12 protein-coding genes are annotated in these 13,249 nt (G+C 43.5%); 5 read left to right on the top strand and 7 right to left on the bottom strand.

Features of this window, described 5'->3' with window-relative positions; all coding sequences use genetic code 11:
- Nucleotides 1-34: 34 nt before the first annotated feature.
- Both BMX95_RS35365 and BMX95_RS32380 read left to right on the top strand, forming a co-directional pair.
- On the top strand, nt 35-2,176 hold the full coding sequence (locus BMX95_RS35365) for a cellulase family glycosylhydrolase (RefSeq protein ID WP_090519721.1): 2,142 nt from the start codon (nt 35-37) through the stop codon (nt 2,174-2,176).
- A 131-nt stretch (nt 2,177-2,307) separates the two neighbouring features.
- Nucleotides 2,308-2,892, top strand: coding sequence for a hypothetical protein (locus BMX95_RS32380; protein ID WP_081197063.1), 585 nt, complete (start codon nt 2,308-2,310; stop codon nt 2,890-2,892).
- Between the two features lie 10 nt (nt 2,893-2,902).
- Here the strand turns inward: BMX95_RS32380 and BMX95_RS32375 are convergent, their stop codons facing one another.
- Nucleotides 2,903-5,308 carry a YhdP family protein gene (locus BMX95_RS32375; protein ID WP_133053815.1) on the bottom strand — a complete coding sequence of 802 codons (2,406 nt, stop codon included), beginning with the start codon at nt 5,306-5,308 and terminating at the stop codon, nt 2,903-2,905.
- A gap of 183 nt (nt 5,309-5,491) precedes the next feature.
- On the opposite strand from BMX95_RS32375, the gene BMX95_RS32365 reads away from it, so the two are divergent.
- Complete coding sequence (locus BMX95_RS32365) at nt 5,492-6,493, top strand: cytochrome D1 domain-containing protein (RefSeq protein ID WP_081197068.1); 1,002 nt, start codon at nt 5,492-5,494, stop codon at nt 6,491-6,493.
- 50 nt (nt 6,494-6,543) lie between these two features.
- Here BMX95_RS32365 and BMX95_RS32360 read toward each other — a convergent pair whose 3' ends face one another.
- The gene (locus BMX95_RS32360) at nt 6,544-6,981 is read right to left on the bottom strand and encodes a PepSY-like domain-containing protein (RefSeq protein WP_081197069.1); all 438 of its coding nucleotides are present in this window, start codon (nt 6,979-6,981) and stop codon (nt 6,544-6,546) included.
- 140 nt (nt 6,982-7,121) lie between these two features.
- Entirely contained in the window at nt 7,122-7,934 is an 813-nt protein-coding gene (gene budA / locus BMX95_RS32355) for an acetolactate decarboxylase (RefSeq protein WP_081197070.1), read from the bottom strand.
- 135 nt (nt 7,935-8,069) lie between these two features.
- On the opposite strand from budA, the gene BMX95_RS32350 reads away from it, so the two are divergent.
- Entirely contained in the window at nt 8,070-8,864 is a 795-nt protein-coding gene (locus BMX95_RS32350) for an alpha/beta fold hydrolase (protein WP_207631445.1), read from the top strand.
- A 13-nt stretch (nt 8,865-8,877) separates the two neighbouring features.
- Here the strand turns inward: BMX95_RS32350 and BMX95_RS32345 are convergent, their stop codons facing one another.
- The 3 genes from BMX95_RS32345 to BMX95_RS32335 all read right to left on the bottom strand — a co-directional run bounded on the left by BMX95_RS32345 (nt 8,878) and on the right by BMX95_RS32335 (nt 11,088).
- Nucleotides 8,878-9,090: a YwbE family protein gene (locus BMX95_RS32345; protein ID WP_081197071.1), complete on the bottom strand. Its 213-nt coding sequence runs from the start codon at nt 9,088-9,090 to the stop codon at nt 8,878-8,880.
- Between the two features lie 703 nt (nt 9,091-9,793).
- A complete protein-coding gene (locus BMX95_RS32340) occupies nt 9,794-10,465 on the bottom strand; it encodes a hypothetical protein (protein WP_081197072.1) in 672 nt (223 codons plus the stop codon).
- A gap of 377 nt (nt 10,466-10,842) precedes the next feature.
- On the bottom strand, nt 10,843-11,088 hold the full coding sequence (locus BMX95_RS32335; RefSeq protein ID WP_081197073.1) for a helix-turn-helix domain-containing protein: 246 nt from the start codon (nt 11,086-11,088) through the stop codon (nt 10,843-10,845).
- A 539-nt stretch (nt 11,089-11,627) separates the two neighbouring features.
- On the opposite strand from BMX95_RS32335, the gene BMX95_RS32330 reads away from it, so the two are divergent.
- Nucleotides 11,628-11,843 (top strand): hypothetical protein, encoded by a 216-nt coding sequence (locus BMX95_RS32330; RefSeq protein WP_081197074.1) that lies wholly within the window; start codon nt 11,628-11,630, stop codon nt 11,841-11,843.
- Nucleotides 11,844-11,927: 84 nt separating this feature from the next.
- Here the strand turns inward: BMX95_RS32330 and BMX95_RS32325 are convergent, their stop codons facing one another.
- Nucleotides 11,928-13,235, bottom strand: a complete 1,308-nt coding sequence (locus BMX95_RS32325) for a RagB/SusD family nutrient uptake outer membrane protein (RefSeq protein WP_081197075.1) — start codon at nt 13,233-13,235, stop codon at nt 11,928-11,930.
- Nucleotides 13,236-13,249 lie beyond the last annotated feature (14 nt).

Raw genomic sequence — 13,249 nt, 5'->3', positions numbered from 1 at the left:
ATGTCTTTTTCAATCATGTAAATAAACCAATGTGATGAAACCACTAATGAAACCAATTTTCCTATGTGTATGCCTGTTCCTCAGTGCCTGGGGATTTGCGCAAACACCTGTTGCCATCAATGGCCAGCTAAAAGTATCAGGCACAAAATTAGTAAACAAGAACGGCTACCCTATTCAGTTACGTGGTATGAGCACCCACGGCTTGCAATGGTACGCCAATTGTATTACCGATGCATCGCTCGATGTATTGGCGAATGAATGGGGCGCAGACATTATGCGTGTTTCCATGTACATTCAGGAAGATGGGTATGAAACCAATCCTACCTATTTCACCAACCTGGTTAAAACAATCGTGAACAAGCTCACCGCCCGGGGTTTGTATGCACTGATCGATTTTCACCAGTTGGAACCAAGTGATCCCAACTACAATCTCAGCCGCGCCATCACCTTCTTTACAGAGATCGCCAACACGTTCAGGAACAACAACAACGTGATTTACGAGATCTGTAATGAGCCCAGCGAAGTGAGCTGGAACACCATTAAGAACTATGCCAACCAGGTGATCCCCGTTATTCGTGCTATCGACGCCGATGCGCCTATCGTTGTTGGTACCAGAGCCTGGTCATCACTGGGTATGTCTGATGGCAGTACCGCCCAGGAGATCATCAACAGCCCTATTAACTTCCCTAACCTCCTGTACACGTTCCACTTTTACGCAAAAGATCACCGCGATTCTTACCTGAATCAACTGAGCTGGGCCGCTGACCGCCTGCCTATTTTCGTAACTGAATTTGGCAGCCAGGAAGCTTCTGGTGATGGTCCTAACGACTTCACCATGGCACAGAAGTACATCGACCTGATGCGCTCTAAAAAGATCAGCTGGTGTAACTGGAACTACAGCGACGACTTCAGAAGCGGCGCCGTATGGAAAACCAATACCTGCGGTGGTACAAACTGGAGCACCAGCAGACTGAAAGAAGCTGGTACCTGGGTTCGCAATAACATCATGACCCCTGCCGATGATTTTGGCGGAAGCGGTCCTGTTGATACAACCGGTCCTACCAATCCTGATCCTACCAACATTGCATTGAATAAAACCGTTACGGTCTCCTCTATTGAAGACAATACCTTAACTGGTAACTTTGCAGTGGATGGCAATGGTTCAACCCGTTGGGCAAGTGCTGCAGGTATCGATCCTCAATCGATCACTGTTGACCTGGGCGGTCAGTATAACATCTCCCGCATTAAACTGGCGTGGGAAGCTGCCTATGGTAAGAATTTCGTACTGGAAGTTTCTCCAAATAATGCAAACTGGACAAATGTTAAAAACATTACTAACAACACTTCTCTCACCAATGATTATACCGGCTTAACAGCTACCGGCCGATATGTACGCATGACCGGTACTGCCCGCGGTACTGAGTATGGTTATTCGCTGTATGAACTGGAAGTATACGGTAAAGCTACCAACGATACAACCACAACGCCTCCTCCTCCAACTACCAGTGTGTTGATCCAGGCTGAGAACTATAGCACTATGTCTGGTGTTCAAAAAGAAACAACTGCTGACACAGATGGTGGCCAGGATGTAGGCTGGATCGATCAGGGTGACTGGATGGCTTTCAACAACATCAACTTCCCTGTTACCGGTACTTACAAAGTGGAATACCGTGTTGCCAGCGAGAATGGTGGCGGTCGCGTATCCTGCGACCTGAATGCAGGTTCTATCCAACTGGGTCAGATAGATGTGCCAAACACAGGTGGCTGGCAGAATTGGACAACCATTTCTCACAACGTTACTGTGAATGCCGGCACCTACAACTTTGGTGTGTATGCCCAGGCAAGTGGCTGGAACCTGAACTGGGTTCGTATTACTCCGGTTACCACAACAACTAAGAAAAATACCCGTATGGAAACAGCTACTGCTGCAAACAGCCTGGAGCAACGCATACAGGTATATCCTGTTCCTTCAAAAGATCAGGTAACTATCCTTTTACCCGAAAGCAATCAAAAAACTCAGGTGGTTGTTACTGACCTGAATGGTAAAACTTATTACACAGGTATCGCAGCTGGCAACATACACCAATTGCAGATCAGCAAATACCCAGCTGGTATCTATGTAGTACAGATCATCAACGGAAATTCAAAGACTATTAAAAGAATTGTAAAGAAATAAAGAGCTTTTTTGTCTTGTTGCAGAACAATTATCAGCACAGGAGGCGCCGGTCGTGGCGCCTCCTTTTTTTTGTGCAACTGTGTAATCATGCAGGGCATGGTTTTTATGGCTTAGTTGGTTAAAAGTTAGCCATGAAAAAATCATTTACGTTAATGATCGCATTTACGTTGATCATCGTTCATGCAAAATCACAGATCCAGAGTGGTAACCTGTTATGGGGTGCTGATATTGCCAATATGAATTTAAGTCTGGACGAAGGCGGTGATTTCGACTTTCGCCTTGATCCCAAACTGGCTTTTTTCATTAGCAATAACGTGGCATTAGGCGGATATGTAAACTTTGGATTGCACACTTCAAAAGGCGCCGGTAAAGACATTGATTATGGTGTGGGTTTATTGGGACGTTATTATCTCGGTACTGACATAAACGTGGTACGTAATTCCCGGTGGTTTCTGGAAGGAAACGTGGGTATTGAAGGTACCAATCCTGAGTCTGGTGATAATACCAATGGGCTGGGCCTTGGTGTTGGCCCCGGCTGGACATACTTCATTTCCAACAACGTAGGCCTTGAGGCGCTTTTGAAATATAGAGGTATTGTTGGTTTTGGGGAAAGCGTTACCTCCAGTAACCTGGAGCTGTCTATAGGTTTCCAGATCTATTTGCCTTCTGCCCAGTTAAGAAAACGGTTGGAAAAATCAGAGGATAAAAACCAATAAGACAGCTGTATCAACTCACTTTATACTTTATCACCGTATCCGCCTTTTTATCTTTTTCGTAATCTTTAAACAGGTCAAGCTGGAATTTTATATTTCCATCTGAACCCGGCCGGCCGCGGAGAAAGATACTTCTGCCAACTTTCTTATTAACGCCTATATTCTCGGGGTTATAATCCTCATCCCGTTTTTTCAGGTTGCTCAAGGGCACCTGGATGCTTAAATCCGTAGTACCTTTCTGATTATATTTACCTTCGATGAATATCGACATAACAGTAGATTGTATTTCCATCCGGTTAATTTTGATCTCCTGGTTGCTTATATCCAGCCTGTTCTTTAATTCAGCAAATTTTATATTGTCAAAATTCCGTTTCTTAAAAACAAACCGTTGTAACTTTTTAATGGGCTCATAGTTATTCAGCGCGCCATCTTTAAGGGTGAAATCTATCTGGCTCACAACGGAAGCTGGTACTACATGGCCATCATTTTCTAATTTCATGGAGGCTTCAACGGTTGCGGTTAGTCTTCCTTCCAAACTTTGGGCGGTAAGTCCATCCTGGCCAAAATTGTTGAAATCAGCAAACACCTTGCTCACATTCACGTTATCCAGATCTATAGCCAGGTTAGCCTGGTGATAAGCAGTTTTGTTTAATAAATTACCGCTAAAGGCAATATGGCCGCCGGAGTGATCCATCTTTACATTATTAATGATATAGCGGTCGTTAAGCAGGGTAATATCTGCCAGCGCATTCCGGCCTTCAAAACCCTTATAGATGAGTTTATCCGCATTTAATTTCACATGCAGTCTTCCATTCTCGATGAGGTCATCCATTTTATTGGCCATAGTTTGTAGTACAGATTTCTTTTCTGATTTTTTTCCTTCTGGTCCTTTTGATTTGAACAGGTATACAAACGAACCCAGATTCATTACCGGCATGTAGATATTCCAGTTAATGATTGCTTTGTCGGGCTGGGTGTTGATGAGTGTTAACAGACTGTGCGCCTGTCCATTCATAGTAATGTCGTTGTCCATTACACTACAGTGCAGGTTCTCGATAAACAGGTCGGAGTTCTTAAACGTTAGTTTGCCGTTCACTTTCTTCATTTCTACCTTACGCGGCAGGTATTCAATACTGGCATCTTTAAATGAAATGGTGCCGTTTAAATAAGCATTGGTACTATCGTTCCTGGCCAGTGGGCCTGCATACTTTAATTGAACATTCCCGGCCCCCTGGCTCAGATACAGTGTTTTACTCCCTATCAGTTCATTGAGATCAGTAAGGGAAAATTGGGAAGTAAGGTCACAGATGAGCAAAGGCTGGGACAAATTATATATCCTGATGTTCTCCGATTTAACGGGCAATCCATGCCATTTAGCAGTGAATCCATTTAATTGAATGACGGAGTTCGGATCTTTCCGGGGTAAACCAGGTATTACTTCATTGCTGAAAAAACCATTGAAACTGGCATGGTCAAAATCCAGGAAAAGGGTTTGTAAGCTGATATCCCTCGCCTGCCAGGTAACATATACTTTAGGGTCACCGCCTTTTAGCGGGCCTGTTATGCTGGCGCTTGCATTTAAAGGAGTATTAACATCTACTACAGCCAGTGAACTGGCTATTTTTTGCGGCAGGGCTGATCTGATAAAGTCGTATTTCACTTTACGGGTATGTAAACGTAACCAGAACTGTGGTGCATTGCCCGCCAATTCCAATTGACCGCTGCAATTAAATGGCTGTCCTGATAATTGTATATTAATGCTATCGAAAAATATCTGTTTTGCGCTTTTTTGAAACGTCACATTAAAATGACCCCTGAACATTTTGTCTTTTGCAAAACTTCCACGCAAGGTATTAAAGGCAAGACTTTTTATTAGTATCTCCGCTTTTGTAGAAAGCAACACCCGGTCTTCCTTACTGTCAATACCCAGTTTTAGCTGCTCAATAACCAGGTCATGCATCTTATGCTTCTTTCTGTCATCAACAATAAACCGAACGTTTCTCAACAACACGCTCTTCAATTCATTTCTTGTTTCACTTTGCCTGCTGGTAGTTATAGTATCCTGCTTTAAGTGAAACAAATAGGTATTGGTATACCCGGTGGAATCGGTGTACAAATACAATTCACCCGTTTGCAACCTGAGGCCTTTTATCGGCGGCTGGTGATCGATCAGTTTTAAAACGTCGATGCGGACAAATATTTCCTTTCCTTTAAAAAATGTATGATGATGGTTAGTAAACAAAGTATCGGTAATGCTGACATCATGAAGCAGAACGGAGATATGCGGGAAATTTCTAATAAAGCTCAGCTCCATATTCCCAATAACAACATGGCCATTTAACTGGTCACTGATTGCACTGGTAACCTGCCCGATGATTTTTTTCTTATTTACAGAGACATATATAACCACTGCTATCACCAGCGTTGCTACAACTGCCAGAAAGATTTTTAAAATCCTGAACAGGTATGTAAGTTGGGTTTTCAGATGGCTGGCGTTAGTGGTTCAATATTATAATTTTCCACTATTTAGGCATATAAAAACCGTGCCCTGCGGTAAAAAACATAACAAATAAGCTTACATTCAATAGGTAAATTGAATGCTATGTTTAGAATAACTGCCTTCTTATTTCTGTTGATTGTTTTTTGGGGAATAACGGGTAATGCGCAATCACAAGCCCGATTACTGGCATTGTCGAAAGCTGACCATACACTGGCCATTGTAGACCCGGCCACGTTAAAGGTAATAGGCACTGTTCCGGTAGGTGAAGACCCGCATGAAGTAATTGCTTCTACGGATGGTAAAACAGCTTACGTTTCCATTTACGGCGGTGGCACCCTGCATACCATTAACGTGATCGATCTGTTGTCACAAAAGCCCTTGCCCAACGTTGATACCAGACCGTTGTTCGGGCCGCATGGGATTGAATTTGTAAATGGCAAGGTGTGGTTTTCGGCAGAAGGCAGCAAAGCGATTGGCCGTTATGACCCTGCTACCAATAAACTGGACTGGAGCATGGGCACCGGTCAGGACAGAACACATATGTTATACGTTTCTGCCGATGCAAAAAAGATCTACACCACCAATGTCAACTCCGGCACGGTGAGTATTCTTACAGGTACCCTTATAACGCCGCCCAATGGCAAACCCCGGGAAGACTGGTCACAAACGGTGATCCCCGTTACCAAAGGCTGTGAAGGGTTCGATGTATCGCCCAATGGCAAACAGTTATGGGCTGCAGCCAGTGAAGATGGAAGTATTGCTGTTATTGATGTAGAAACAAAAAAGCTGATTACCACTATCGACGCAAAAGCGGTGGGTGCCAACCGGCTGAAATTTACACCCGACGGCAAAATGGTATTCATCACCAGCCTTCGATCGGGCGACCTGCTGGTGTACGATGCACAAACACAAAAGGAACTCAAACGGGTAAAAGTTGGCAAAGGCGCTGCAGGCATTCTGATGGTACCGGATGGGTCACGGGCTTTTGTTGCCTGCTCGCCCGATAATTACATAGCAGTAATAGATCTTAAAAAGCTGGAAGTTACCGGTCATTTGGAAGTAGGCCGCTCTCCAGATGGGTTGGCATGGGCGGAACAACGATAAAAAAAGGTCCCGGCTAAGCCGGGACCAACCAATACCTATTAGAACAAATGCTAGTCTACTTTTTCTTTTGCTACCTGACCATCCGGTGTATACAACACTTTCGTATCCGGATCGCCTTCGAGTTTTACCAGGTAGTAAGCAGAACCGTTTTTATCCATGCGGTATACATTGTCGATGGTTCTGCCGGCATATCCGCTCTTTACTGCATCTGCGATCGCCGAAGGCAGCTCAGACCGCCTGATCTTTAAACCCTTTGAGATTATTTTACCGTCGGCGCCATAGTAAGCAATATAATCCGTGCCGTTTATTTCAAATTTAGCCTTGTAATTTCCTTCTTTCTTTTTCCATTCAACATCTTTAGCATTTGAAAAGGCTGATTTGAAATTGGTTTTCACAGCAGCGGGAACATCGCTTTCTTTTACGTCCTGAGCTGCTGCGCTAAGCATTACACCAGCACTCAACAGGATTGCCAATAGTGTCTTTTTCATAAGTTAATCTTTACCCGGAAAGATGCAAATAGCAAGCCAATACGCTTATTGGCAATTTTGGGCTGCTGAATGCCGACTGATGAAGTTATTTTTTAACAACCTCTTGCAAAAAGTTTCCAGTACCGGATTGAAATGTGCGATTATTTTCCTTCTTTACCCCGTTCTACACTTTTAATGTCTTCAGCCCGGTTCTTTTTAAAATCAAAATGTTCAAAATCGGTGGTAGCAGGTACCTGTACCGAGTAACTATCGAGTTGATCGATCTCAATGGTGATGCTATCGGCTTTAAGGTCAATTATATGACCACCGGCATTTTTTTGGGCACTTAAGAAATGGAAATGATAGCCTGAAATGTTGGTATTATCCATGAAGGATGGCAGGCGATACCCGATCAGGTCACCCTGTGCATCATTGAATTCAAAAAAATGCTGCAGATTCAACATGGAAGCCAGCGGTGTGTGGTCATGCTCTTTTACCGGTGGAAAAGCCCTGGTTTTAAGATAGCTGAACTTTCCATTAATATGTATGGCATAAAGTCCGTTAACATTGGTTAACACACTATCAAGAAAATGAAACAGCGATTCTTTGGTCAGGGTACTGCTAACGGTGTACTTTTTATCAGGCTGAAAGAAATTAACCATGGCGAAAGAGGTTAATTGCCTGTCGTCAACTAAAAATGTTTTGCCTGTGTTTTGGGTTTGATAAACTTTTCCCTGAAAAACAACCAACTCACCATCCAGTTTATCAGGAGCGCCCAAACCAAAGTCGCCGTGTTGTTTAAGCTTTTGGTAGGGATAGTAACCATCGTATAATCCACCTATCAATCCGGCGCCCACGCCTACAGTGAAAAGATGATTGGGCGGGTTACCACCCGTGGGTGTATTAACAAATGAAGTGGTGAAAAATAAGGTAACCGTAAGGGTACAGATTAATAAAATAATTGTCGCACGCATATTGCCTTTCTTTTAGAAGGCAAAGATATTTCGGTTGTAAGAAAATTGTCGCATTTACCCTCTTAAATTGCCGTATTCACACCCCTATAATATTTTTTGATACCATTATTTTTGTAATAAATAAATGTCACGGTTATGCCAGCAATGAACAAAATGGAAAGTGGTTATGCCTCAATAAATGGAATAAAAATGCACTATGAAATTCATGGAGAAAGTTCGCTTATTCCAATAGTGTTGATCCATGGCGGCGGCTCCACCATTCCTTCTAACTGGGGAACCATGCTTCCACTGTTAGCAACACACTATAAGGTGATAGCGATGGAGCTACAGGCACATGGCCGTACTTCAGACAGAGACAGGGACGAGTCATTTAAACAGGATGCTGCTGACGTAATTTCTTTATTGCAACATCTCAACATACACAAAGCAAATTTTATCGGCTTTAGTAATGGAGGATCCACAACACTGGAAATAGCTGTTAACCGTGCTGACTATATTAACAAAGCAGTGGTTATTTCGTGCGGCTACAAACGGGATGGTATGATAAACGGACTTTTTGATGGTTTACAGCAAGCCACCTTTAAAGACATGCCCGAGCCGTTAAAAAAGGCCTACCTTGATGTAAACCCGGATGAAAAAGGACTGTTAAACATGTTCAATAAAGACCGGGCAAGGATGCTGGCCTTTACCGACAGAACCGATGAAGAAATGCGATCAATTACAGCTCCGGTATTGGTAATGATTGGCGACCAGGACGTGGTAACTGTTGAGCACACTGTACAAATGCACAAAGTGATACCCGGTTCCAGACTTGCCATACTACCGGGCAACCACGGTTCATTCATAGGGGAAGTGATGGCATCGGATCCGGCCAGTAATACTCCTGCATTGACCGTTGGAATTATTAAAGAGTTTTTAGACAGGCCTTAATCATTTTTCCAGCTTATTCACCATCGGGATCAACCACATCGATCTCGGCAACGCGGCCTACCTGTCCATCTGTTAAGCGTACTTTTATTCCCCTGGAATGATACGCTGCCGACGTTAGCAGGTCTTTTACTATGCCGTATGTTAATTTACCACTGCGTTGGTCCTTTTTAAGAATAATTGCAACTTCCTGCCCGGGATAAATGTCTTTTCTATACTGGCCATCCATGATGCGCTGTTATTTAATTGACTGCAAAAATAACAGAAAGCACCCTTTCCAGGGAGAATTAGTTTCAATAGACATTCCAACATGCAAACTGACGCCGAATAACAACAAGCAGGAATAATCCTATGTTTTACACACATACGCCACCAGGTTTATGTAAAATTCCTGTCGGCGAATAGCCATTTCTTTCTCCCGTTCTTCCAAACCTTTTTAGGGGCGAAACGGCAGCGCCGTTCGCCAATACCAATACTCTTCTTTTCTTTAGTTTAGTTTACTTTACTTTGTGGCATTTCTTCCGACATTAATGGGGTTTCTGTCGCCTCAATGACGGAAGAAACTTCCAACAAACAAATTCTTTCATCTAATGTACAGCCTTTTCCTTGCGTGTTGCGTCCAACCAGGTAACCTGGATATGTTGAAGTGCGAATGGAAGCGAATCAAAGACAGTTCGATCAATTAACTCCCATTTGATTAACCTCGGTACAGCCTCATTTAAGAAACTCACTGAGAAACCACAGTAATTGTAACGTCTCAGGAACCTCAAGTGTACCACTTCATTCCACTCAGCATAATATCCGTTCGTCTTATAGTTCTATGCATAAAAACTGACTTAAAATTACGATGAAATAGTCAGGAAAAAATTAAACTTTTTTAAGAAATCATCATCATTTCGGTTTTGCCTCACTGAACGTAACACCTGCCAGCGTTAAAACACATACGCTATAGCCAGTGGATTATGTTTTTTATTAACGGGGTCATATATTCCCTGTATCCCGATAAAAAATTCAATGCCCAATGCAACGACCACCGAATTATCAGGCTGATGTTCAATAACCTGCATATGCAGTTGCAGATTTTCATAATGCTGCAGGGCCAGATCAAAAATATCGGTCCTCACCGGTTCAACCGGAAAGGCACCTTTTTCCAGATCCAACGACACCGCCATGGCAGTCAACCTAAAAGCGTTTGCGCCAGATGCCGTGTCGATCATAGCCTTGGGAATAAAGGATGGGAAGCTAATGGTCGCCTGCATGTTTTCCAGATCGAATATAACCGAATAGGGCGCCTTTAAAACGTTTTGCAGACTGGTATCGCGGTTGAAGTTAAACCCCTTCAAAGTGCTTAACATGCCCTGTGGCACCCTGCGTTCACCCCGGTTGTTTACGAGGTCGCCTTGCAGGACCTTGAACATGGTTTTGGTAAGCCGGCCTGAAATGTATTGATGGGCCGTATTGTGTAATCCCGGTGCAAGAGTTTTATGCAGCAAACGGGCGGCTCTGCCTGCACGGGAAAACTCGGCACTATTCTGCCGGGTCATTTCAAAAGCGGGATCGGTAAGCACCCGCTTGCGGTTTAATGGCGTTTTTTTCCTTTTCATATGGAACGTTAGGTTATTGATAGTCCAGTCGAACTCATCGCATATATATTCAAGATAGCCATTTCTTCGGTAATAATGAGATAAGAATGCCATAAGAATGCCATAAAAATTCCATAGACTATAGCATTATGCAGGCATTCTGCTGGTAGATAGAAGGGATAAGGATCGGCTATTCACCGAATATGGCATGATATAGACACGGTATTGCTGTGAATCAGCAAATAAAATAAAGGAATTGTGGATAAAGAGGGATGGGATGCGGTTAGTGCAAGTGTATCCTACTGTAGTTAAAATTGCATTTAATGCGGCATTGTTTTAAAGATAGGTATTGCCCGTGCAGATCACAAATTACGTGGGTACCCATAATAAATCTTATTTCATTTTTTAGGCTTGCCTTTATTGCTCAGGTCTAATAACTCCGTAGGATCAACGCCCAAACCCTCAGCTAAATCCAATAAAGTAGTCACCACCAGGTTTGCCTGACCCGATTCAATCTTACTAATTTTTGATCGATCTACATCGCTGTTATAAGATAATTCCTCCTGCGTGTAACCTTTATCGGTTCTAATTCTTAATAGGTTGGCACCTATTTTTTGTAGTCTGATTTTGTCTTTTTCTTTCATCTGAAATTTTAAGAATCAGGAAAAGTCAAAGTTTTTCTCGAAAATCCTTGTGGTAGAACTACCACAAAAAGAATATTTGCTTTATATTTGAATTCAGAAACAGGAATTATTCTATAAAATAGAAGTATCGCACTTACGAGCCTCGTCGAACGAACCTGACAATTCACAGAGTACGAGTGTAAGTAAAGTGCCCAATCCCTTTATTTACTATAGGGTTGGGCTTACTTATGCCTTTTGTACTCTGGCAACCATAAGGTGGTGGGCTTTGGCGGGGCCCGTTCGGAATGGCAGGGTAGTTCCCAACCCTATATTTATGCCCCGGGGCACCTACCTACCTTTTAGGCTCGTTAAACTAATTTTTTTTACATGGGCGAGCTATCACCAGCCCACAGATATCCTTTTCTGGTAAAACTTACAACAAGCACATTCGCACATTCAATGTAGGATGCCTGTAAACACAGTAGCGGGGATTGTAAATGATTATTGTTGACCCGCATATTATCTCTAAAAATTCAATTACCTAACAAAAGTATCGAATTATGAAACTCAGTCAGAAAGCACTCAAAGCGATAAACAACCCCGTGACTCGCCGTCGTTTAATGGATGTACTGGGTTGTACTGAATTTACCGTTTCAAGGTATATTCAAAAGAATAGCGACAATCTCACTAAGGCTGCGGCTATGCAGGTGATCAGGGGTGTGACCGGATTGTCCGACAATGAAATATTAGAAGAACCAATTACCAAAGCCGTTTAGCCCAGCTCAATATTGCCAGGGGCGGATGGTAATAGGCTATGGATTCAATCAGAAAGGCCCCGATAGGGCCTTTCTGACTATTATTTACTGCACTGGCACCGGAAACTTATCCCACACATCATCGTTGGTTCTGTCAACAGGCAGCGTATTCAACTTTCCATACCGCCGCATATCGATCCAGTAATGTCCTTCCCCAAAAAGGGAATAACGCCGCTGGTTCAACAACTCAGTTATTAACGCCGATTGTGATACGCCACCCGAATAAGCCGTCAGACCATGAGCGCTCCTTATCCTGTTGAGCGCCACTATAGCATCGGGAAACTGGCTAAGTTGAATTTTAGCTTCTGCATATATCAGTACCAGTTCTTCATTGCGAATGATGGGAACGCTTGTCACGTTAACGGGATAGATCCACAGATCGCGGTTGGAAGTCAATCCATCCTGGCTTTTGGCACTGGTGCGCAGGGATGTTTTATTGATCCTGTCATCGCCGGGCAGGATGTTAGCCGCAAACGCAGGATGTGTCAGACGAACATTATCACTTGCATTTTTCGCAATAAAACAGGGATTTAAAATATCCCCCTGAAAAGTAGCAAAGGCATGTTTGGGGCCGGCAGTCAGATCGCCATTCATACTAAAGAACGACTCATTTAATGCTGTGAGCGCAGCGCTCCATTGTTGCCGGTATACTGCTACCCGTGCTGCCAGGGCACGGTTCACCTTTAAAAAGCCAGGAACATCTACATAATCCGTAAACCCGGTAGGCAACGGAGGCAGCACCGCTCCCATCAATACCGTTTTTGAATCATCGAGCAGGCGGGCAATAGAATCAAGCGCAGCACCCTGTGGCACAATTGGCCCGGAAGCCGGATTGTCTGCTGCGAGGTTTATATAGATGCCATTTGCACCAGTCAGGTTCAGGTTCATCAACAATTCATGCGCAATCACTGTTTTTGCTACGCCAATATAGCCGCGAAGCGCTGCATCGGTTATTTTTGTTGATTTGCCAGCCACTTTTATCAATTGTAACGCTTCGGTTATCACTCTGTAACGAGCTTTCCACGGCACCATGATATAGAATTTATCATTACCCAGGGTAACATCGCCACTACCCAGCAAATCGGTAGTATAACGTGGTTCTGTCGACGAAAACCGGTATATTTCCCGGCCAACTACGCCGATAGCATCAAAATAGGCATCCATAGCCACGCGCATATCCAGCACCATGGTCATGACATTATAATCCAATTGCTCTTTGGTTGCATTGGACAATGAATCTACAGGCGGAGGAGGGGGCATCGTATCTTTATGTTTATTACAGGCTTGTAAGGTGAACAGCAGCAGCAAGGCAGTCGCGAGAAACATCCCGGGTACAGGATAATTTTTTTTCATATAAGAGGGTTTAA

Origin of the sequence: Niastella yeongjuensis (assembly GCF_900110245.1) — a bacterium.
Lineage (GTDB): Bacteria > Bacteroidota > Bacteroidia > Chitinophagales > Chitinophagaceae > Niastella > Niastella yeongjuensis.
The sequence above is the reverse complement of the archived record's forward strand: the minus strand, read 5'-3'. Positions and strand labels throughout refer to the sequence as shown.